Raw genomic sequence first — 21983 nt, forward strand, 5'->3', positions numbered from 1 at the left:
GCTACAAAGATACAGATAATCGCATTAAAAGCTGTTACACCACCGCTCCATGCAAGAATGATAGCTGCCGCATCGGCTTCGACCCCCAAGATAAAGCGTTTAAACAAATAACCGATGATAGGATCAAAGATGACATTGAAACCAAGTCCGGCAGCAGCACAAAGAGCTGTGTTCAAAGCAGCTTTTTTTGCGTCCTTTTCTTTAGAAACATTCATCTTTTTAGCCAATGTTCCCGAGATCCAGCCGATACAGAACTTCAAAAGAAACGTCTTAGGTGCTGAAGCAATATAGCGTGGATCCATGATATCAGCAATCGAAAGTCCTATTGCTCCCGCAATTCCTCCTTCTACCGGTCCCAAAAGCAGTGCAGAAACGACAACCACCGCATTAGCCACATGAATGGCTACTGATGATCCGGCGGCTAACGGGATATCGATTTTGCCATAGCTGAAAACCGCATAATTTAATGCTGCGAAAATTGCGATATGTGCAAATGTTCTAGTATTTTTCTTCATGCTTCCCTCATTTCAGAATCTCTTTTTTAATATAGGCAATCGTTTCATCAAGCCCTTTTTGCGCATACATCTCAAGCATATCTCTTAATGTCTGCTTGCTTTGAGCATGCATGCAGTAATTGTGCTGATTCAACATGAAATATTCTAAAGGCTTGCTTGTCGTATAGTTATTCGGATAATAGATCATGCTGGCAGCCACACGATCACAAAACATCTCTACAATATATTTATTCGGTATCTTGGTACCAAATACACCTTGATGATTGCAATCGATCCAGTATTCCCAGTGATGCTTATTTCTTCCTTTATGATGCAGCCAGCCTTTTGAATATCCCACTACTTCTTTTTCCTTATCAATAGGCGAGCGGTTTCCCTGAAAATATTTGACTCCTGCGGAAAACTCAACCCATGAATACTTTGACAGATCATGCAGGATTCCTTGTTTATACAGACCACATTTAAAACATAGCTTGCCGACCTTTATCTTATGGCGGGTAATCGTGGTCAAATGTCCGATCAGACGATTCATCTTACTCACCTACGATTTTAAGGATTCCTTCAAAGCAGCGCTGATTCGCAAAGAGGACACCGATCGGTTTCGTGTAATCAAGAGCTGCACCTTTAAGACCCATCATCTTTACCTGTGCCTGTTTCGCAATCACCTGCCCGGCCGCATAATCCCATGGAGAGAGGCGTTCTTCATAATAAGCATCTACCCTGCCACAGGCAACATAACAGATATCCAAGGCTGCACTGCCGCTTCGGCGCACATCACGACAGTTGAGATATAGTTTTTTCGCATTCTCAAAAGTAACATCAGCCAGCTCTTTATTGTAAGGTGACGATCCAAATAAAACAAGCGCATGTCCAACATCATGATCGCCCGCTTGAATCGGCACACCGTTACATGTACTCTGTTGTCCCTCAATACCTGTAAAGCATTCATCTAAATAAGGATCATAGATAACGCCGATGACACCTTTTTTCTTATACAATAATGCAATCGATATACAGGAATGTTTATAGTCATATGCATAGTTGGTCGTTCCGTCAATAGGATCAATGACCCATGTAAATTCTTCTCCCAGCTCACGCTGATCCTCTTCCTCTGCATAAAAACTACTTGTTGGAATCAGCTTTGAACATTCCCCTATGATATAATGCTGACTTGCGATATCCATATTTGTTACGATATTGGCCGCATCACTTTTTTCTTTGATGACCAGCTTTTCCTTTTGAAGAATAAGCTGACCTGCATTTCTGGCAATCTTTTCTATTTCATTCGCTATCTTCTGATAATCCATACCTACCTCCACATACAGATAATTTTAATTGTTTTTTATAGTTTTTCAAGCTATATTTATCATTGACAAGTATTTAAATTCATTGAATAATAATATGTTAGGAGAATGAAGATGAAAATAAAGATTTACGCAACAAGTGATACACATGGTACGATTACGCCATACCGTTATAGTGATTCTAAAGAAATGAACATGGGATTAATGAAATTATCATCATTGATCCATAAAGATAAGCATACTCTATTGATTGATAATGGTGATGTCCTAGAAGGATCACCTCTTGATTATGTTCATCATTTAAAATTTGAAGACCGGATCCATCCTATGGCCAAATGCTTCAATGCGATGAATTATGATTATATGAATCTGGGAAATCATGAATTTAATTTTGGTAAAGAAAATGTCTGGAAATATATTCATGATATGAATGCTGTATGTCTGACCAGCAATTTATTTGATAAGGGTGTTTGTTTTGGAAAAGAATATGTGATCCATGAATTTGACAAAAACAATCGTATTGCCCTTGTAGGTCTGACCACTCAATATATACCAAATTGGGAACAGCCGAAAAATATCGTTGATATGACATTCGAAAATGTGTTTGATAAGCTGAAACAGACAATAGATAAGATCAAGAAAAAAGAAGACGTAAAAGGAATCTTAGTAGTTTACCACGGTGGTTTTGAAAAAGATTTGGAAAGTGGTGTACCTACCGAGAACCTTACAGGTGAAAATCTTGGCTATAAGATGTGCAGTGAGATCGAAGGTATTGATGTCATGATCAGCGGTCACCAGCATCGCTCGATTGCCCAGTTCTGTCACAATACCTGTGTCACCCAGACAGCTTTCAATGCGAAAGAATTGGCTTATATTGAATGGGACCTGGATACAAATGAAAGAGTGGCAAGGCTCATCAGTGCTGATGGTGAGGCTGATGAATCGCTTTATCCGCTGATCGAAGAAGAGGAAAAGGCCACTCAGGAATACTTGGATCAGCCGTTAGGAAGGCTGGCAAACGGTGATCTGTTGATCCATGATGCTTTTGATGCCCGGCTGCATAAACATCCCCTTGTTTCTTTTCTTAACAGCGTCCAGCTTGATTTCACCAAAGCTGATTTATCCAGCGTTGCGCTGTTTAATGATGCGACCGGCTTCAATTCAACGATCACGATGCGTGATTTAGTATCGACCTATGTATATCCGAATACCTTATGTGTGGTTCGTATGAGTGGTAAGACACTTAAGGAATATTTAGAGAAATGTGCGGAATATTTTGAGATCAAAGATGGCAAGATCGGTGTAGCCCCTCGTTATCTTGCACCTAAACCGGCACATTATAACTATGATATGGTAGATGGTGTGGAATATACGATTCAGGTATCCAATCCTGTGGGTTCCCGTATCATTTCCCTTACCCGTCATGGCATTCCTGTCAAAGATGAAGATTCGTTTACCATGGCCATGAGCAATTATCGTGCTGCCTGTGGCGGTGATTTCTTTATGATCAAGGACTGTGAGCCTATCATGGCTTATCAGGAAGATATGGTAGAATGCCTGCGTCAGTATATCGAAAAGCATCCTGTGATCGAAGTAAATCACCAAAATAATATTAAAATCATTCCATGATCACTGTTTTCATGCAGTGATTTTATTTTTGTGCTACAATAACATGGAGGTGATATGATGCTGAATGATACGATAGCTGCTATTTCTACTGCATTAAGTGAGGGTGCCATTTCCATTGTCCGCGTAAGTGGTGATGATGCCATTGAAATTGTCAATCAGTGCTGTAATATTGATTTGACAAAATCGCCCTCACACACGATCCGCTATGCGACCTTTCAGGACCCTCATACACATGAAATTCTTGATGAGGTCCTTGTCAGCGTATTTAAGGCACCTAAGACATATACACGTGAGGATCTGGTAGAAATCAACTGTCACGGAGGCGTTTATATCACAAGGAAAATCTTATCGATCCTTTTATCCTGCGGTGCCCGTCTTGCTAATCCGGGTGAATTTACACAACGTGCCTTCTTAAACGGACGTATCGACCTTACCCAGGCAGAAGCCGTCAATGACATGATTCGTGCAAACAGCTCGACCAATGCAAAGATGGCCATTTCCGGTATTCGTGGCAGCGTTAAGAAATTACTTGAACCGCTGATCGAAGATTTATTGAATATCATTGCTGTGATCGAAGTCAACATTGATTATCCGGAATATGATGATGTGGAAATGCTCACCAATGAGCGTGTCTTGCCAATGAGTCTGTCATGGCTGGATCAAATCAATGAAATCTTAAAGAAAAGTGAAAGCGGACAGCTTTTAAAAGCAGGAATCAAAACGGCGATCGTAGGTAAGCCCAATGTCGGTAAAAGCTCTTTATTAAATGCCCTGTTAGAAGAGGATAAGGCAATTGTCAGCGATATTGCCGGTACGACCCGTGATCTTGTTGAGGGTCATATCCAGCTTGGTCAGATCCATCTGAATCTGATTGATACCGCCGGTATCCGGGATACCCATGATGCTGTTGAGAAAATCGGTATCGAGAGATCAAAAAAAGCCATTGAGGAAGCAGAGCTGGTCATTGTCGTCTTAGATGCCACCAGTGAGATTGATGAACAGGATCAGTTATTATTAGATATGACTGCCGATAAAAGACGTATCATTGTCTATAATAAAAATGATCTTGCAGAAAAAGAAGGTCTATCTATCAGTGCCGCAAAGGGTGAATTAGATGATCTGATCCATGAAATCGAATCTTATTATGAGCAGGAGCTTATTTCAATTCAAAATCCGATTCTAAACAATGAACGTCAGATCGGATGTCTGATGAAAGCACGCAATTCAATGAATCAGGCCATCGAGTCTTTAAAAAACGGCATCGAACTTGATATGGTCACGATTGATTTACAAGAAGCTTATACACAATTAAAAGAAATATTAGGAGAAGTTTCAAGAGATGATTTATTAGATACGCTCTTTTCAAACTTCTGTTTGGGGAAATAACTATGGGAATTATTGATACACACGCACATGTAACTTATAAAGACCTTGTCGGACGCATAGATGAGATCGTTACAAATGCCTTATCGCACAATGTAACAAAGATCCTATGTGTCTGTTGTACAAAAGAAGAAGCCTTAAAGGCCATTGAAATTGCCAATCAATATGATATTTTCGATTGTGCTTTTGGTTATCATCCGGAAGATGTCGATCGGCTTGAAGATCATGATCTATCCGAATTAAGATCCATCCTCACTGATCCACATATGATTGCTTTAGGTGAAATCGGTTTAGATTACCACTATACCAAAGAAAATAAAGAAGCTCAAAAAGATTTATTCATCCGTCAAATACAACTCGCCAATGAACTTGATTTACCAATCCTGATTCACATGCGAGATGCAACGCTTGATACCCTTGAAATACTTAAACAATATCCTTGCAGAGGTATCATGCATTGCTTTTCCGGAAGTCTGGAAACTGCTAAGATCTGCGTAAAGCTGGGCTACTATATTTCCTTTGCCGGTCCGTTGACCTTTAAAAATGCCAAGGATGCACCTCAGGTATGTGAGTGGGTACCTTTGGATAGGATCTTTGTGGAAACCGATTCACCGTTTTTAACGCCTCATCCATTCCGCGGCAAACAAAATGAACCTGCCTATACCCACATTACCTTTGAAAAGGTATGTGAGATCAAACAGATCGATGCGGAAACACTCATGAAACAGATGGAAGAGAATTACTATACATTATTTAAAAAAGCAAAAAGAAACGAGTCGAATTAATCAATATCGACTCGTTATTTTATATGATTAAATGGCACCTAACATAATTTTTTTTAAAATTTCAGCTACCCCATGATCGTTATTACTTGATGTAATATATCGAGCATGCTGTTTCACTTCATCCGGTGCGTTCATTACAGCTGCTGAATATTCAAACATATCAAACATACTCAAATCATTAAAGCTATCTCCTATAACCATCACTTCATTTTTCTGATAATTATTTAATTTACAATATTCCATAAGCATACTTCCTTTAGAAGCCTTACTATCCGTAATTTCAAGATTATTTATTTCTTCATATCCATTGGCAACATTAAGATCAAATTTTGACAAATAATCAAATATTTGGTCATATTGATAGTTATTTAAAAAAACAAATTCAGCTTTAACCACTTTTTTCTTTTTTATATCATCTATGTATTTATCACATCGTCCATAATTATAAATATAATATCTTTTATATTTTTCTTTTGCTTCAAATGTAGTAAGACGATCTTTTTTCATGACATACTGTATAAAATATAGTTCTAATTCTTTACGAGATATTGTTAAATATGTCCGATCTAAACAATGGTATAAACAGGCACATTTTTGTTCACAAGATAACTGGTATATCAAATCTACATAATCATTTTTTAAATAATGATTCAAAATACTATTGCCATTCTCATCTCTCATATCAGAACCATTTAGACATATAGCTGTATTTTTAATACCACAATCATCAATTATATCCCCAATTTCCCAATATGCACGACCACTGCATATCAAAAACTGAATACCAAATTTTGATAGATCTGTTATCGCCTTTATATTTTCTTTACTAACTTTCCCGTCATCATTTAATAATGTGCCATCTAAATCACTAACTATCAATTTAATCATAGTCTATTCCTCTTAATTATAATGAGAAAAACAGGCGCTCAAATTAATGATACGCCTATCTTTTTTATTCAATTTCAAGGCTTTCAATTTTAGAAATTAATGCCTTTGATATTTTAAGTAAATGCTTTGCAATCAATATTTCGCTGTTAATTGTCATTAATGTGTCTTGTGCATGCGCAAATATCATATAGTAGGGCTGCCCTTCCATACTATCCATATTTTGCTGAATGATTTCTGTATGCAATGTATGAGCTTTTACAATATGATCATGAGCTTTTTTCATACAATCTTCAGCTTCTTTAAAATCAAATTCTTCGAGCGCATTCAAAGCTTTTTCACATTCCGTACGTGCTTCTCCAGCAGAAAATATAATATCAAATGATGTTTCTACAATTTTATTCATATCTACTTGCTACTTTCCATTTCTATACGTTCTTTTTCAACTTCTTGTCTTTCATATGCTTTATAGAAAGGATAATAAATCAGCCAAGAAATTATAAATATGATGATTACTAAAATTACAGCATTCCAAGAATAAGTTGTCAACCATGTAACAATCGGGAATGGTACACACCAAAATTCAACGGCTATACTTGGAATAGGTGCAAATGGAATAACTTTTGTAAATAAGAACATGACTAAAGGCAGAATGATTCCACATAACCACATCGGAATCATTAAATATGGATTCCAAGCAATCATACCAAATACGATAGGTTCGTTAATATTAAAAATACTCGGTGTTATACTTGCACGACTTAATGATTTAATCTTATTTGATTTAGATCGAAGACTCATCAAATTAAGAGCCAGCGTACATCCTTCTCCACCTAACCAAATATATGCACAATATAAAGCAGGACTTGTACAAAGATTCAATGTTTCAACTGTTGCTGTACCTTCTCTCACCATTTCAACGTTTGCAACGATAGCCATTGTTAAGAGAGGATTAAAAATTGGATTGAATACCCAGTTTGAAATACCCATCGAGTAATTGAAGCAAAGAAGCAAACAATACAATACCATACCATATGGTGTCTGAAGAATATTGCCAATAGGTGAAAATATCGTTTGAAGAATATTAAAAACACTAATGCCACAAAGATCTACAACGATCCATGTCGCTAATACACATAGTCCACAAGGTAACATCTGATCGAACCATGTACGTACGAAATCAGGAATTGCTGAATCTTCCTTGAAGAATGTGAATTTGCCGAATCTCTCCATCACTAATGAAGTATAAATACCACTTAAAATAGCCGCAAGCATACCACCTGCTCCTAATAAAGACTGCGCTAATCCCAGTGCACCCTCTTCTACAATGCTTGGATTAACGATAATGATAAAACAGGAAACACTTGCCATGATACCTGCTACACGCTGACGTCTAAGCTTTCTTTTTTCAAGATAATTTAAGGGTACTAGAACAGCAATAAATACAGCAAGAAGTCCCATTGTCCATTGCCACGGTGTCCAGAAATTACTAAACCATGTCCAGCCAAGTAAATCTGCCGGAACCGTCAACACGCAAAATATAGATCCGAGCAATGTCATAGGTAGGGTTTGCATAATGGCATCTTTTAATGTACTCACCCAAATATAGCGATTCACTTTTTCCATCGTAGGAACTAGATGCTTCTCAAATACCGCCAATAGTTTATTCATACTTTCCATCCTCCTTCAGACACTCTAATAGATGTTCTAAACATGCTTTTCCATCTAATGATTTGTAATAATCAGGTTTCATTAGCACTAGCGTAACTCCATATTCATCAGTTAATGCCTTTGCTTCTTCCATAACATAAGCCATATGTGGGCCAACCATCACCGCATCAATTTCGTCTATATAATCTTCCAGTGCTGTTTCACTTTTTGCTTGAACATGCATTTCTATTCCTTTTTGTTTTGCCGCATCACGTAATGCTTTGGCCATGAACCCACTACTGAATCCACCACCACAAACTAGCAGTACTTCGTATTTCTTCATGATTATCTCCTTTCAATTATCTAATCTAAATCCTCGCCATTGGAATTTAATACTTTTTTAAACCAGTCATAACTATCTTTTTTAATTCTTTTACCGCTGCCGTGGCCGTAATCATCTAAATCTACATAGATAAATCCATATCGTTTGCTCATCTCACTACTTGAACAACTCACAATATCCAAAGGTGCCCATGCATAATATCCTCTTAAATCAACACCATCTTCAATCGCTTCTTTCATCGCCTTAATATGTTTACGATAATAATCAGGACGATAATTGTCATGGATATGTCCATCTTCATCTAGTTTATCAAACAAGCCAATACCATTTTCAGTAATATAAATAGGGCATTGGTAACGATCATAGAAAATGTTTAATAATGTTCGCAAGCCATCAGGATCAACACTCCACCCCCATGGATTTGCAGGTAACTCTTTATTAATAAATGTCTTATTATTATTTTCAAAATGTTCTTTATCACAAAGAGTAGTATAGTAATATGAAAAAGTAAAATAATCGCTCGTATTTTTTAACATCTCTATATCTTCATCAGTTACTTGAATGTTATATCCGTTTTCCTCAAAATAATGCCACGCATAACCTGGGATTTTACCCCTTAATAACACATCACTGAAGAAAACCTCCATTTGATTATGCCGTGTTGTTGCCAAAACATCTTCAGGTTTGCAAGTAGCTGCATAATCATATCCCTGACAAAGCATGCACCCTATTTTAACATCAGGATAATGCTCATGCGCATATTTACTAATTCTTGCACAGGCTATCATCTCATGAATTACACCCTGATATTTAGCTTCATGTACATTTTTTACTGTATCACAAGGTATTCCTAAATGTAGTATAGATTCGTGAGCAAGCAAATTAATTTGATTAATATTGATCCATAATTTTACTCTGTCGTGATAGCGGTCAAGGATGACTTTACCGTATTTTTCAAAGAAATTTATCGTTTCTCTTTGATACCAGCCACGATATTTCGTAACTAAATTTACCGGCATTTCATAATGTGACATCGTAATCATCGGTTCCATACCATTTGCAATGATTTCATCTATCAAATCATCATAGAACTTTAGGCCTGCTTCATTTGGTTTTTCATCATCACCATTTGGAAATATTCTTGCCCAATTGATAGATGTCCTAAATGATTTTAAACCTAGACCATCTTTTCCAAGAAGCTTTAAATCATCCTTATATGTATGGTAGAAATCAATACCTCGACGTTTAGGATAATTCCCATCCTTATCATTGACAGCTTCTTCTATCACTTCCATCGTCATCTCTTTATTACCTTTTTTTTCTAACGGAAGATCATTTACATATTTTGTTAGATCAGCAACACATAAACCTTTGCCATCAGTTAAATATGCTCCTTCCATTTGATCAGCCGCGAATCCGCCTCCCCATAAAAAATTATCTGGAAACTTATGCCTTACGTGATACATAACATCACCTCCACCTTAATTATAAAAGGGTATCACTAAATTTCATTTTTTTCTTTATCCAACAGCACAGATATTTTTCAAATTCTATAAAATCTCTTTCATTCGGAATCTTTCACTATCCGTTTTTTTTCCTACTGCTAAGAAATTATTTAGCCGGCATTTTTTGGATTGAATAGATACTTTAAAAAAATTACATAAAAATTATTTATGATATAATATGTTCATGAAAATATCAAATAAAGAATTACTATTGCTATTAGAAAAAAAAGCGGATTGGTATGAAGCTGCAGAGATTGCAGATATTTTTGGCGTTTCAACAAAAACAGTTTCAAATTATGTCAAAAGAATCAATGATTATAAAGAAAATCTTATTTTATCATCGAATAAAGGTTATAAATTGAATCGTGATTTTAATATAGACAATGAAAAAAACTCTTTATTTTTTAATGATGATTTTAAAAGCCGTGTCAATTACATTCTAAGAAGCCTGCTTATTGAGAATAAAGAAGTTTCTACTTATTATTTAGCTGATTCTATGTTTATCTCCGATTCACACCTTGAAACACTTTTAAAACATGTAAAAAAGACAATCCTTAAATACGATCTAACGTTAACTCGAAAACGTAATTTAATTAAACTTGAAGGATCTGAAATTAATAAAAGACATTTATTATCTTATCTTCTTCAAAAAGAAAATGCTAATTTTTTTGAAACCAGCAGCAGCTTTTATTATTCAAATATACCAAATCTCAAATCTTTTGTTCGTAGGATTGCTGATATTTTAAACGAACATGAAATTTATATTAATGATTATAATTTTAATATGTTAATCATCTATTTTTGTATATTATCTGAAAGAATCAAAAGTCAGAATGTTCTTAATAATGATATTGCTCCATCATATAGCATTTATGAAGATAATAAGTTCTTCTTACAAATCGTACAAGCAGCAGAAAATTTCTTCAATATTAAACTCAATAAAAATGAATTGCATTATTTATTCCTGATTATTCGAAATAATTGTAATTCATTTAATCAGGATCATATCAACATGAGCAATATTTCTGATTTTGTACCACAAGAGATTATTGATAAATCATTATCTGCCTTATTAAAGCTGGAAAATTATTATCACTTATCACAATTTGATGAAGCTTTTAAAATTAAGATCATTCTTCATACAATGCTTATGATTGACAGGATCAACAGTCCTAATATGCAAAGCAATTCTCTTTTAGCACAAATTAAAACAAAATATCCTTTTATCTATGATATGTCAATTTATTATGTCAAAGAGATGTTTAAAGAACAATACAATAAAATTTCAGATAGTGAAATTGCTTTTTTAGCGATTCATATCGGTGCTTATGTTGAAGATACATATATGTCCCATGACAAATTAACTTGTTGTTTTGTTTATTTCAATTACCACAACTATTTTTCTAAACAGTTAGATGAAATCAGTAATCGTTTTAGGGATTCAATTACGATCGTGGCATCACTAAATGCGAAATATGTTGATCAAATGCCAACAAATGTAGATTTTATCATTTCAAATTATCCATTATTAAAAAACAATCAAATACCCATTATCTATATTGATGAATTCCTATCTGCAAAGAATATAAATTTAATCGGGCATTTCATTGAATCACTGCTGTTAGAAAAACATAAACATTCATTTAAAGAAGCTTTAAAACAATTTTCAACGAACCGCCTTTTTTATCGAAATATATCCATAGAAGGCTTTGAACAAATCATAAGCATGATTACAGAAGATGCATTAAAATTAGGGTATTGTAGTTCCAGTTTTAAAAAAGAAGTATTGGACAGGGAATATATATCTTCTACTGCATTTGATAGTTCCGTCGCCATTCCGCACTCTCTTTACCACAATTGCAATCATTCTTTCTTAGCAATTGCAATTAATGAAGAACAAATTTACTGGGATGATAAAAAAGTGAATATCGTATTGCTGATTGGTGTAAAAGCAGGAGATGAATTATTTTTTAAAAACGTAATTGATAATATCATTCCATTCTTTTCAGAAAGAAGCAATGTATTAAAATGTCTTGGTATTAGTACTTATAATGATTTTATTGAAAAATTGGCTGATGAAATGTTTGAAAAGGAGTAATTGCTCCTTTTTTATCTGTTTCATTATCTTTTTTGTGTATGCACACATTTTTTCTAACAAAATATGATTCATGATTCCTCTTTTTTGTTTCATACTATTTGTGAGGTGAATCATGAAACTGAAAGAAGCTTATCAGCTGAATGTTGAATATTTAAATCATAAGCTGGATGTTGAAAATAATTTTGATATATGTAATCGTTGTTTAATTATCGGAAACAGGGAGTGTACGTTTTATTTTATTGATGGATTTGTGAAGGATGAGATCTTTGAGAAGATTTTTGAATTTCTCTTAAAACTCACTCCTGAAGATTTTCCTTTTCGAATGAATGAATTTGAAAAGAGAAATATTCCTTATACAGAAGTTGAATTGATCGATGATTTTGAAACGATCATGACACAAATACTTTCCGGAAGCATTCTTTGTCTGATCGACGGTTATGATTTTGCCATCAGCATTGATGGAAGAACCTATCCGAACCGTTCTATCAGTGAACCTGAAGATGATCGTGTATTAAGAGGAAGCCGTGATTCGTTTGTAGAAACACTGGTTTTCAATACTGCCCTCATACGGAGAAGGATACGAGATGAGCATTTAAAAGTAGAAATCCATACGGTTGGTACGAAATCAAAAACCGATGTAGTGCTATGTTATATGGAGAACGTAACAGATCCAAAAAATGTTGCTGATTTAAAAGCACAGATCAGTGCTATTGATATTCCCTCACTGGCACTGGCTCAAGAATCACTGGCTGAATGTCTGATTCGAAAAAATTGGTGGAATCCTTTTCCCAGAATACGTTATACCGAGCGCCCGGATGTCGCAAGCGCTAATATCTATGAAGGTAAGATCATCGTTCTTGTCGATAATTCTCCGGCTGCCATGATCCTTCCTACATCCTTTTTTGATTTTCTTCAGGAAGCCAATGACTTCTATTTTCCACCACTCATCGGTACCTATTTGCGTTGGGTACGCCTGATCATTTTTGCCTGTACTTTGTTTTTAACACCTCTTTGGTATCTTTATATTCAGAATCCTCATTTGTTTCCCGAATGGCTCAGCTTCCTTCAAGTCCAAAAAATGAATGCCGTTCCTATCATCATTCAGCTTTTGATCGTTGAATTTTTAATTGATGCGATCAAGCTGGCTTCATTAAACACCCCTAGTGCTCTAAGCGGTTCTTTTGGTGTCATCGGTGCCCTTGTTTTAGGCGAATTTGCCATCAAGGCACATTGGTTCGTACCGGAAGTCCTTTTATATATGGCTTTTGTTTCATTAGCTAACTTTACTCAGCCTTCTTATGAGCTCAGTTATGCTTTTAAGCTTTGGCGCATCCTGCTGATCATACTGATCTGGCTATTGAATATTTTTGGTTTTATCAGTGGCCTTATTTTGATGATCCTCATGCTTTATTTCACACCGACGATCCTTCATCACAATTATCTTTTCCCACTGATCCCTTTAAACACAAAAAAATTAAAGGAACTCCTGATAAGAGTCCCTATAAATAAGAATAATTCATGATTAAGATAATTTCTTATAGAAATAGTTACCGGTAGTCTGGATGATCTGAACGATGATGATCAAAATAATACTTGTAACAAACATATATTCATCACTGTAACTCTGATAACCATAACGTATCGCAATATCTCCTAAACCTCCGGCTCCCATCGTTCCGGCAATGGCACTGTAACCGATCAGTGAGATCATGACCAGGATAATTCCGGAAACGATGGACGGCAAAGCTTCTTTCAAATATACGCGAAGCATGATCTGAAAATCACTGGCACCAAACGACTTGGCAGCTTCGATCAATCCATGATCCACCTCTCGTAATGATGATTCGATCACTCTTGCGACAAAAGGAATAGCACCGATCGTCAAAGGAACCAAGGCTGCTGTTTTTTGAATCGTTGTTCCTACGATGAAACGTGTCAGAGGAGTTACCAGACACATCAATATCACAAAAGGAAAACTTCTAAATGTATTCACAAGAAAATCTAAGATCGCATAGATTTTTTTATTAGGACGCAAGCCATCGCTGGCTGTCAATGTCATGACAATGGCCGGAATAAATCCCAATATCACTGAAAAGAATGTTGAACCGAGAACCATATATAAAGTTTCATATAAAGCTTTTAATAATATCTGACTCATACCAATTCCTCCCAAATAATATTGTGCTGTTTTAAAAATGCATATACTTTTTCCTTATCCTCTTCCTGAATATTAATGATCAGACTGCCAAGTATCGTTCCTCGATAATTTTCCAGCTTGCCCTGACAAATATCAAAATCAATATTTAAGGTTCTTGCAAGCGTCGTTATCAAATGGGCTTCTGAATTTTCATTCGCAAAGAATAATTTGACATTGATTCCTTTCTTTGGAAGAGTTTCCGCATTATCTCCCACAAATGCTTGGATCTCTTTATTCGGTGCGACAAATAATTCCTCCGGTTTGCCTACTGCAACGACCTTACCATTTTTTATGAAGGCAACCTTACTGCATATTTGCTTAATGACTTCCATCTGGTGTGTTACTACAACGATTGTAATTCCCATTTCTTTATTGATCTTTATAAGCAGATCAAGAATGCCTTTCGTGATTACCGGATCCAATGCAGAGGTCGCTTCATCACATAATAAGATCTTAGGATCCAATACCAAAGCTCTTGCAATGGCTACACGCTGCTGCTGACCACCGCTGAGCTGGGCAGGCTTGCTGTTGATTTTATCTTCCAAACCAACAAGCCGCAGTAAATTCATAATTTTTTCTTTGTTCTCAGGACTGTTTTTCTTTTGTCCCCAAAACTGTAAAGGCAGGGCTACATTGTCATATACATTTAAGCGGCTCAACAGATTAAAATTCTGAAAGATCATACCCATTTCTTTTTGAACCTGTCGTAATTCACCCTTTTTTAAATGCTGGATTTCTTTACCATCTACTACAAGTGAACCGCTGTCGAATTTTTCCAATCCATTAATACACCTTAAAAGAGTAGATTTACCGGCACCGCTTTGTCCGATAATACCATAGATTTCACCTTTTTCGATATTGAAAGAAATCTGATTTAAAACATTGAGCTCTCCAAAATTTTTACTTAGATTGTTTATCTCTATCATAAAATTACTCCTTATTCTTGAAAAAACAGGTACCGATATGACAATAACCTTCCGGATTTTTCTCCAGATATTTCTGATGATATTCCTCTGCTTTATAAAATACTGTTAAAGGTAGAATTTCCACGACGATTGGGCGATCATATTTCTTCTGTTCATCTTGGATCATTTGAACGATGATATCTGAATCTTTATCATCGGTATAATAGATACCGCTTCGATAAGAACTTCCTTCATCTTCACCTTGCTTATTCAGTGAAGTGGGATCGATGACAAGCAGAAATTTTTTTAGAATTTCTTCTAATGATATGATTTTTTCATCATATACGATTTTTACTGTTTCCGCATGACCGCTTTTCTGTGCTTTTACATCTTCATATGTCGGATCATCCAAATATCCATTAGCATAACCGACGACTGTTTCAATGATTCCGTCAAATTGATCCATGTATTTTTGAATGCCCCAGAAACAGCCGCCAGCTAAATAAATCGTTTTCATCGGCTAGAATGCCGCAAGTACTGAACCGCCGTAAGTTTTTTCGATATAGCTTCTTACCTCTTCGCTTGTCATCGCTTCGATAAGGGCTTTTGTTTTTTCAGTTTCCTCATTTCCTTCTTTTACAACTAAATAGTTTACATAATCTGCACTTTCTTCAGAAGTTGCATCTTCCGTAAATAAAGCATCTACCGGATTTAATTCAGCCTGTAACGCATAGTTTACATTGATAACGGAAGCATCCACATCATCCAAGCTTCTTGGCAGCTGAGCAGCTTCCAGCTCAACGATTTCATAGTTATGAGGATTTTCCGCTATATCTAATACAGTATATAGACCGTCTTTTTCTTTCAATGTGATCAAACCATTTGCAGCTAACAGTTTTAAAGCTCTGGAACCATTGCTGGCATCGTTTGGAATCGAAATCTTAGCACCGTCAGGTATTTCATCAACACTTGTATATTTTGAAGAATAGCAGCTCATAGGCTCCAAATGAATGCCGGCTACTGCTACTAAATGAAGACCGCCTTCTTCATTCTGAGTATTCATATAATCTAAAGTCTGATAATAGTTGGCATCCAGACTGCCTTCTTCTACACCTGTATTTGGCTGTATATAATCTGTAAATACCGTAATATCTACATCCCATCCTTCTTCTTCCAATATTGGTTTTACCACATCTTCCAAAATTTCCGCATGCGGTACCTGCGTAGCACCGATTCTAATCGTCTTATCCTCCGTATCCGTTGTGCTTGAGCAGCCAGCTAATAAAGCCCCTGCAACTAGTAAACTGAGTAATTTTTTCATCTTCTGTTTCCTCCTTTATTTACTCACTACTCAATACAATAAAAAAACTCGCCCATATAAGGGCGAGTGTATTCGCGTTACCACCTTAGTTTAAAATAATCTCACGATTATTTCCTCATCAAGTACGTCCCATAGGATTATACTCTATCACTGTAACGGGTGAACCCGTCATAGCCTAACCTTCCGGTTCGGTATGCAACTCCAAGGCCATTTTCATTCATCTTCCGTCATTCTTTCACACCAGCCAAGAACTCTCTTTAGACTTTCAATGAATTACTTTTCTTTTCATCGTCTTTATTGTATTGTTGCTAAAATAATAAAACACAAAAAATTAATTGTCAAGAACCTTTTTTATTTTTTTTATCTTTCCGAAAGCTACGACTCCCGGACCTGTATGAGAAAGTATCACAGCTCCAAACTGATGAACTTCTACCTGCTGATGAGTCCTTTTCTCTAATTCCTGCTTTACTTCTTCTACCATATCATCAAAACCATCAGCAATGACCATCCAGTAATATTGAGAAGGATCTTCTACATTTATTGCTTCATCAATACCTTTATGAATAGCTTTCTTCCATGTTCTTACTTTATCAAAGACATCAATCACACCCTCTTTTAAAGATAAGACAGGTACGATTTTCAAAAGATTTGCAAGTGCAGCTGCAGCCGGTGTGATCCTGCCTCCCCGTTTAAGGTAATTCAGATCACTGGGAATGATGATGGCTTCCATAATAGAAGGAGTATTTTCAATCATATCTTTTATTTCTGAAGCTGTTTTCCCTTCACCAATCATTTCTTTCACATCCAGACATAATTTAGTCAATGGATAACAGACACATTTCGCATCAATGACCGTTATTCTTCCTTCATAGGTCTTTGACTGAATGAGCGATGTTTCATACATCCCGCTTAAACCCGAGGATAATGGGATATGTATGATCTCATCATATTCCTCCAATAAGCTGTCATACATCTTTATAAGTGCACCTAATCGAGCTTGAGAAGTCTTTACTACTTTACCGTCTGACATGGCTTTTTTAATACCGTTTAAGTCAATATCGACTCCTTCTGTATATTCTTTTTCATCAATCGTAATGGGCATCCGAAGTACAAATATTCCAAGCTCCTGAGCTGTTTTGTCATCAATATCACATGATGAATCCGTTAAAATCGCATATTTTTTCATAATGTATATACTAACATATCATCAAGACCTTCTCAATGCCTGATCATATACAAATTTATACAAATTACATCATATGATAAAAGGGTGCGTAATACTGCACCCTTACTGTGTGATTTCAATGATGCTGTTAACATCACCTTTTGTATATTTAACTTTTAAAACATCATTTTCCTTAATAAAAGGCAAGAGTTTTTCATTGATCGTTACATGCCCTTTATAGACATTTCCTTCCTGATCCATGATATAAGCATAGGTATCACCGGAAATATTCATATACGAAATGGAAGAAACAACAATATCTTTTTCCTCAACATTATCTGTATCTACGATATTCATAGCCGCCACATATTGGCTCTTCAGATATTCCAGGCCTTTATCCTTGTCAACCGTCACTACCTGCTGATAATCCTCACAATCGATCATCGCATACATTTTCACAAGACCTGCATTATCCTTAAGCGATACTAAGTACGTCGGCCGTCCACCCACGCTGATCAATAATGGGAACGTTGATGTATAGCCCAAATGCTGAACCTTTCCTTCTGCACTCCTCATAGCTGAAAATTCCTCAGCACCACTGCTCATGATGATCTTTGCTTCCTGTGTACGCTGATTTACTAAAACAAAACCAATATTTGATTCATCACTGTTGACCGATGTAATACCTGTATAAAGCCATATATCATCATTTAACACGATATAGTTATAACCTTCTGTTGTCTGATAGACATCTCTTTGACCGATAATTGAATTAATGAATCCATGTACATAGGCACCTGACTGATTCACCTGTTCAATGATCAGATCGCTGGCATAAACACGATCAATCCATTCAGGAATTTCTCCTATGGCATATTTATTCATACTGCCATCAATCGCATTCATGGCAATGACACCTGTGATCGTTGGTTTCTGACCAATACCTTTATAAGAAATCGTTGAAGTGATCCAATATGGCACACCTTCTTCATCGATTTCAAAATTCGTTTCATAGAAGATGTCGAATGGATAAGCAAAACGCATATGACGATCACGGTCTTCAAACAAGATGGCATTTTCACTGTATTTCATACCGTCTAATCCTAAATCTTCCAGTTTCACAAGATCACTCTTCCCGGTTGTCGCATTCACGATGATATAACCCGGTATTCCTTCTGAGTGATTTGAAAAATATTTGATCAGACCATTATAATCAAGCGGTGTTACACGAACAATCGTATCCTGATAAGAGATCTGTGAATAGATATCGCTCACCTCAAACTGGCTGATAAGCTCAGGAAGCTGTCCCAATGTTCGATCCCCTAAAACCATGGTAGAATCACGATCAATGATCGCCGTCTTCGTAAAATCAACTTCATCGATCTCACTAAAATCTGCTTCCACCAAATCAATTCGCCGGGCATACTCACCGGCATGGAAGATCGGACTGCATATAAACATGACCACTAATACCACTGCAATGGAAGCGGCAAAAACACCTAAGATTCCCTGCTCTTTTTTCACATTCGCACTTTTCGTCATGTTGGCGATCACTGCTATCAACAATGGAATCAGCGATACCCACAGATAAATCCAAAATGCAATGCTGGTTGGATTGATCGGCGGCAAAAAGAAGAAAAACAAAACAGCTGCCAATACCAGTGAACCGACAATTCCATAAATAAACCTTTTATTTTTCATATTCATTACTCCTCGTATGCGTTCAGTATATCATATGTATAAAAATATTCCATGACACTATAGTCATTTCATTTAAATTCATAAATAAACGTAAAATGATTGATTTGCTTTTCATTTCGACATATAATAAAAGCGTTAGCAGAGTAGAGATATATGCGTTAAGTATTAACTGAACGGGGAGTTGTCAGTTAGGCGAAAAGATTTTCTTGCGATATATATCTCGCATCCCACTGTTGCATGAAAATCGCAAAAATGCCTCTTTTTCATGACAATAGTAGAAAAGGAGGTTTTTATATATGGATAACTTACTGACAGAATTTAGATCAATTTCTCATCTGATACGCCAGAGCGGTCAAGGCATTAAAAATGTCAAAACATTAGTGGGTACTTCGTTATTTGTAGCTATGAATGCTGCTTTAGGGTATTTTAAGATCGTAGTGATCCCCAAAATGCTGGAAATTAATTTTTCTTCATTAGCATTGGCCGCCTGTGCCTTTACATACGGACCTGTGATGGCAGGAGCAGCAGGCATCATCTGTGATAACATCAAATATCTTTTAAATCCCAGCGGTCCTTATATGCCCTTATTTGGATTAAATGAGTTTCTCACAGGTTTTATTTATGGACTGTTCTTTTATAAGAAATCAATGTCTTTAAAACGTGTCATTCTTGCAAGACTTAGTGTTGTTTTATTGATCAATATATTTTTAACGCCCCTATGGCTTCATATCCTTTACGGCAATGCCTTTATCATTCTTGTGCAAGCAAGAATATTAAAAAATATATTGATGTTTCCTGTCGATGTATTCTTGTTATATACGGTACTAAAAGCTACAAAACGGGCAATTCCTGTTTTATCTTAATGGAGGTCTTATGAAACAAATAGATGCTTATTCTTACCAGTGTGGTGTTATGGATTGTTTTAGTGAAATGGTAAAGGCCGGATTAAAGCGTATCGCATTATCTCATCCTTCTGCTTCTAAAGAGCTGCGAGATCAGTATGTCCCTTTTGCCCAGATGATCAGTGAGAAGTATCAGATTCATTTTTATTTAGATGATGATCCGCTCATTACTGATTTATTTCCTGCTTCCATGAATAAAAATACCTACAATATCATTTTTTATAAAGATGAAAAAGATATCGAAGAATACAAGACATTAAAGAAGTTAAAAGCAAAATCTGTTGAACAACATGAATATGATACTTATCGTTTTGAGATTGCCTATCGTTTTGGAAAACTGTTAAGTTATAGTGATGAAACGATTCAAAATTATATCCAAAACAATGATGAAAAAGAATGAGGCTTTAATAGCCTCAATTTTTATATACAGATTTATTTTCTTAAAATTTCAAACTATCTGCATTTAAAAGAAAATATTTCATCCCCATAATTACAAAACCCTCATCATTATGCCATGGCTTTTTATTTCCATTAACGATTACGATTTTCTTAAATGAATCCGGAATATTACGTAAAGAGTTAAATTCCTGATTCTGCTTTTCCTTTGAACTCATATCATAAGCAACCTGAATATAATACCTTTGACTGCTTTGATTTACTACAAAATCAACCTCTAACTGTTTGCGAATACGTTTTCCTTCTTTATCTTTATCATATACATCTATGACGCCAACATCAACATTATAACCACGGATAAGTAACTCATTATAAACGATATTTTCCATAATATGGGTAGGTTCCTGCTGTCTGAAATTTAACCTTGCATTTCTCAGTCCTAAATCAGTAAAGTAGTATTTTTGATTAGCACCTATATATTTTCTTCCCTTGATATCATAACGAGTTGCTTTTGAAATTAAAAAAGCTTCAACTAAATAATCAATATGTTTTGAAATCGTTTTATTCGTATAACTCATCTGACGTTCGCTTTTAAACGTATTAGAGATTTTTAAAGAATTTGTTAGTGCACCAATCGTAGATGCAAGCACATCCACTAAAATATTGATCTCATCTGTATTATGTATCTTGTTTCTTTCTATAACATCCTTCAAATATACATTTGTAAACATATTCTTTAAATAATCAGATTTTTGGCGTTCACTTTTTAATCCTACGATCTGTGGAAGACCACCATAAGTCATATATTCATTCCAGGCATCATCATACTCTCCATCGTAGGCAGAATAAAACTCTGCGAAAGAAAGAGGATAAATCCTAATTTCATCACCTCTTCCACGAAATTCTGTAACAATATCACTTGATAAGAATTTAGAATTGCTTCCTGTTACATATACATCAATATTATTTAAGCGAAGCAAGCTGTTTAACACTTCCTCAAAATGTGGCATGAACTGTACTTCATCCAAAAGTAAATAATATTTACCCTTATCTTTCATAGCATTTTTAATGTACTGATAACACACCTTGGGATCTCTTAATTCCTCATTTTCAATACCGTCTAATGCAATTTCAATGATATGATCTGTATCAATTCCACTTTCTAGAAGATATCTCTTAAAGATAGTAAAAAGCAAGTAGGATTTTCCACATCTGCGAATTCCTGTAATTACTTTTATCATCCCATTATCTTTTCGATCAATCAATTGTTGAAGATAAATATCTCTTTTAATTTCCATGATA

Annotated in this window: 22 protein-coding genes, 1 riboswitch and 1 other annotated feature; of the genes, 7 read left to right on the top strand and 15 right to left on the bottom strand. The window is 35.6% G+C overall.

Annotated features, from left to right (window positions below):
- The 3 genes from Q0K35_RS07925 to Q0K35_RS07935 form a co-directional block, all read right to left on the bottom strand.
- The coding region (locus tag Q0K35_RS07925; RefSeq protein WP_294562115.1) for an ECF transporter S component at positions 1-515 on the bottom strand (515 nt) is incomplete at its 3' end.
- A gap of 7 nt (positions 516-522) precedes the next feature.
- On the bottom strand, positions 523-1044 hold the full coding sequence (locus tag Q0K35_RS07930) for a DUF5662 family protein (RefSeq protein ID WP_294562116.1): 522 nt from the start codon (positions 1042-1044) through the stop codon (positions 523-525).
- Between the two features lies 1 nt (position 1045).
- On the bottom strand, positions 1046-1819 hold the full coding sequence (locus Q0K35_RS07935; RefSeq protein WP_294562117.1) for an inositol monophosphatase family protein: 774 nt from the start codon (positions 1817-1819) through the stop codon (positions 1046-1048).
- A 111-nt stretch (positions 1820-1930) separates the two neighbouring features.
- On the opposite strand from Q0K35_RS07935, the gene Q0K35_RS07940 reads away from it, so the two are divergent.
- The 3 genes from Q0K35_RS07940 to Q0K35_RS07950 are packed head-to-tail and all read left to right on the top strand — an operon-like array spanning position 1931 to position 5613.
- The gene (locus tag Q0K35_RS07940) at positions 1931-3445 is read left to right on the top strand and encodes a bifunctional UDP-sugar hydrolase/5'-nucleotidase (RefSeq protein ID WP_294562118.1); all 1515 of its coding nucleotides are present in this window, start codon (positions 1931-1933) and stop codon (positions 3443-3445) included.
- A gap of 57 nt (positions 3446-3502) precedes the next feature.
- On the top strand, positions 3503-4831 hold the full coding sequence (gene mnmE / locus Q0K35_RS07945; RefSeq protein WP_294562136.1) for a tRNA uridine-5-carboxymethylaminomethyl(34) synthesis GTPase MnmE: 1329 nt from the start codon (positions 3503-3505) through the stop codon (positions 4829-4831).
- Positions 4832-4833: 2 nt separating this feature from the next.
- Positions 4834-5613 (top strand): TatD family hydrolase, encoded by a 780-nt coding sequence (locus Q0K35_RS07950; protein ID WP_294562119.1) that lies wholly within the window; start codon positions 4834-4836, stop codon positions 5611-5613.
- Positions 5614-5640: 27 nt separating this feature from the next.
- On the opposite strand, the gene Q0K35_RS07955 is transcribed toward Q0K35_RS07950, so the two are convergent.
- The 5 genes from Q0K35_RS07955 to Q0K35_RS07975 form a co-directional block, all read right to left on the bottom strand.
- Positions 5641-6501, bottom strand: coding sequence for an HAD family hydrolase (locus tag Q0K35_RS07955; RefSeq protein WP_294562120.1), 861 nt, complete (start codon positions 6499-6501; stop codon positions 5641-5643).
- A 64-nt stretch (positions 6502-6565) separates the two neighbouring features.
- On the bottom strand, positions 6566-6904 hold the full coding sequence (locus tag Q0K35_RS07960) for a PTS lactose/cellobiose transporter subunit IIA (RefSeq protein ID WP_294562121.1): 339 nt from the start codon (positions 6902-6904) through the stop codon (positions 6566-6568).
- Positions 6905-6906: 2 nt separating this feature from the next.
- Positions 6907-8178 carry a PTS transporter subunit EIIC gene (locus tag Q0K35_RS07965; RefSeq protein ID WP_365936219.1) on the bottom strand — a complete coding sequence of 424 codons (1272 nt, stop codon included), beginning with the start codon at positions 8176-8178 and terminating at the stop codon, positions 6907-6909.
- Entirely contained in the window at positions 8162-8491 is a 330-nt protein-coding gene (locus tag Q0K35_RS07970; protein WP_294562123.1) for a PTS sugar transporter subunit IIB, read from the bottom strand. Before Q0K35_RS07970 ends, Q0K35_RS07965 begins: the two co-directional genes overlap by 17 nt.
- Positions 8492-8511: 20 nt before the next feature.
- Complete coding sequence (locus Q0K35_RS07975) at positions 8512-9957, bottom strand: family 1 glycosylhydrolase (RefSeq protein ID WP_294562124.1); 1446 nt, start codon at positions 9955-9957, stop codon at positions 8512-8514.
- 223 nt (positions 9958-10180) lie between these two features.
- Here Q0K35_RS07975 and Q0K35_RS07980 point away from each other — a divergent pair, with 223 nt between their 5' ends.
- Positions 10181-12094 carry a PTS sugar transporter subunit IIA gene (locus Q0K35_RS07980; protein WP_294562125.1) on the top strand — a complete coding sequence of 638 codons (1914 nt, stop codon included), beginning with the start codon at positions 10181-10183 and terminating at the stop codon, positions 12092-12094.
- Positions 12095-12206: 112 nt separating this feature from the next.
- On the top strand, positions 12207-13616 hold the full coding sequence (locus Q0K35_RS07985) for a spore germination protein (RefSeq protein WP_294562126.1): 1410 nt from the start codon (positions 12207-12209) through the stop codon (positions 13614-13616).
- Here the strand turns inward: Q0K35_RS07985 and Q0K35_RS07990 are convergent, their stop codons facing one another.
- The 6 genes from Q0K35_RS07990 to Q0K35_RS08015 all read right to left on the bottom strand — a co-directional run bounded on the left by Q0K35_RS07990 (position 13617) and on the right by Q0K35_RS08015 (position 19383).
- Positions 13617-14252 carry a methionine ABC transporter permease gene (locus Q0K35_RS07990; protein WP_294562127.1) on the bottom strand — a complete coding sequence of 212 codons (636 nt, stop codon included), beginning with the start codon at positions 14250-14252 and terminating at the stop codon, positions 13617-13619. It lies immediately after the preceding gene.
- A complete protein-coding gene (locus tag Q0K35_RS07995; RefSeq protein WP_294562128.1) occupies positions 14249-15217 on the bottom strand; it encodes a methionine ABC transporter ATP-binding protein in 969 nt (322 codons plus the stop codon). Before Q0K35_RS07995 ends, Q0K35_RS07990 begins: the two co-directional genes overlap by 4 nt.
- Positions 15218-15221: 4 nt before the next feature.
- On the bottom strand, positions 15222-15713 hold the full coding sequence (msrA, locus tag Q0K35_RS08000) for a peptide-methionine (S)-S-oxide reductase MsrA (RefSeq protein WP_294562129.1): 492 nt from the start codon (positions 15711-15713) through the stop codon (positions 15222-15224).
- 3 nt (positions 15714-15716) lie between these two features.
- Complete coding sequence (locus Q0K35_RS08005; RefSeq protein WP_294562130.1) at positions 15717-16517, bottom strand: MetQ/NlpA family ABC transporter substrate-binding protein; 801 nt, start codon at positions 16515-16517, stop codon at positions 15717-15719.
- Positions 16518-16572: 55 nt separating this feature from the next.
- Positions 16573-16815: a binding site (T-box leader), on the bottom strand.
- 33 nt (positions 16816-16848) lie between these two features.
- A complete protein-coding gene (locus tag Q0K35_RS08010; RefSeq protein ID WP_294562131.1) occupies positions 16849-17703 on the bottom strand; it encodes a DegV family protein in 855 nt (284 codons plus the stop codon).
- Positions 17704-17805: 102 nt separating this feature from the next.
- Positions 17806-19383 (bottom strand): hypothetical protein, encoded by a 1578-nt coding sequence (locus tag Q0K35_RS08015; protein ID WP_294562132.1) that lies wholly within the window; start codon positions 19381-19383, stop codon positions 17806-17808.
- Positions 19384-19520: 137 nt separating this feature from the next.
- Positions 19521-19618: riboswitch (THF riboswitch) on the top strand.
- A 61-nt stretch (positions 19619-19679) separates the two neighbouring features.
- On the opposite strand from Q0K35_RS08015, the gene Q0K35_RS08020 reads away from it, so the two are divergent.
- Both Q0K35_RS08020 and Q0K35_RS08025 read left to right on the top strand, forming a co-directional pair.
- Positions 19680-20246 carry a folate family ECF transporter S component gene (locus Q0K35_RS08020; protein WP_294562133.1) on the top strand — a complete coding sequence of 189 codons (567 nt, stop codon included), beginning with the start codon at positions 19680-19682 and terminating at the stop codon, positions 20244-20246.
- 10 nt (positions 20247-20256) lie between these two features.
- Positions 20257-20685, top strand: coding sequence for a hypothetical protein (locus Q0K35_RS08025; protein WP_294562134.1), 429 nt, complete (start codon positions 20257-20259; stop codon positions 20683-20685).
- Between the two features lie 40 nt (positions 20686-20725).
- Here Q0K35_RS08025 and Q0K35_RS08030 read toward each other — a convergent pair.
- Positions 20726-21983, bottom strand: a 1258-nt coding sequence (locus tag Q0K35_RS08030; RefSeq protein WP_294562135.1) for an ATP-binding protein, incomplete at its 5' end; no start/stop codon positions are given.

It is taken from the genome of uncultured Traorella sp. (assembly GCF_944327115.1).
GTDB lineage: Bacteria > Bacillota_I > Bacilli_A > Erysipelotrichales > Erysipelotrichaceae > Traorella.

Coding starts and splice junctions, on each gene's coding strand:
- Q0K35_RS07930 (WP_294562116.1), bottom strand. CDS start 1,044: ATGAATCGTCTGATCGGACATTTGACCACGATTACCCGCCATAAGATA.
- Q0K35_RS07935 (WP_294562117.1), bottom strand. CDS start 1,819: ATGGATTATCAGAAGATAGCGAATGAAATAGAAAAGATTGCCAGAAAT.
- Q0K35_RS07940 (WP_294562118.1), top strand. CDS start 1,931: ATGAAAATAAAGATTTACGCAACAAGTGATACACATGGTACGATTACG.
- mnmE (WP_294562136.1), top strand. CDS start 3,503: ATGCTGAATGATACGATAGCTGCTATTTCTACTGCATTAAGTGAGGGT.
- Q0K35_RS07950 (WP_294562119.1), top strand. CDS start 4,834: ATGGGAATTATTGATACACACGCACATGTAACTTATAAAGACCTTGTC.
- Q0K35_RS07955 (WP_294562120.1), bottom strand. CDS start 6,501: ATGATTAAATTGATAGTTAGTGATTTAGATGGCACATTATTAAATGAT.
- Q0K35_RS07960 (WP_294562121.1), bottom strand. CDS start 6,904: ATGAATAAAATTGTAGAAACATCATTTGATATTATATTTTCTGCTGGA.
- Q0K35_RS07965 (WP_365936219.1), bottom strand. CDS start 8,178: ATGGAAAGTATGAATAAACTATTGGCGGTATTTGAGAAGCATCTAGTT.
- Q0K35_RS07970 (WP_294562123.1), bottom strand. CDS start 8,491: ATGAAGAAATACGAAGTACTGCTAGTTTGTGGTGGTGGATTCAGTAGT.
- Q0K35_RS07975 (WP_294562124.1), bottom strand. CDS start 9,957: ATGTATCACGTAAGGCATAAGTTTCCAGATAATTTTTTATGGGGAGGC.
- Q0K35_RS07980 (WP_294562125.1), top strand. CDS start 10,181: ATGAAAATATCAAATAAAGAATTACTATTGCTATTAGAAAAAAAAGCG.
- Q0K35_RS07985 (WP_294562126.1), top strand. CDS start 12,207: ATGAAACTGAAAGAAGCTTATCAGCTGAATGTTGAATATTTAAATCAT.
- Q0K35_RS07990 (WP_294562127.1), bottom strand. CDS start 14,252: ATGAGTCAGATATTATTAAAAGCTTTATATGAAACTTTATATATGGTT.
- Q0K35_RS07995 (WP_294562128.1), bottom strand. CDS start 15,217: ATGATAGAGATAAACAATCTAAGTAAAAATTTTGGAGAGCTCAATGTT.
- msrA (WP_294562129.1), bottom strand. CDS start 15,713: ATGAAAACGATTTATTTAGCTGGCGGCTGTTTCTGGGGCATTCAAAAA.
- Q0K35_RS08005 (WP_294562130.1), bottom strand. CDS start 16,517: ATGAAAAAATTACTCAGTTTACTAGTTGCAGGGGCTTTATTAGCTGGC.
- Q0K35_RS08010 (WP_294562131.1), bottom strand. CDS start 17,703: ATGAAAAAATATGCGATTTTAACGGATTCATCATGTGATATTGATGAC.
- Q0K35_RS08015 (WP_294562132.1), bottom strand. CDS start 19,383: ATGAAAAATAAAAGGTTTATTTATGGAATTGTCGGTTCACTGGTATTG.
- Q0K35_RS08020 (WP_294562133.1), top strand. CDS start 19,680: ATGGATAACTTACTGACAGAATTTAGATCAATTTCTCATCTGATACGC.
- Q0K35_RS08025 (WP_294562134.1), top strand. CDS start 20,257: ATGAAACAAATAGATGCTTATTCTTACCAGTGTGGTGTTATGGATTGT.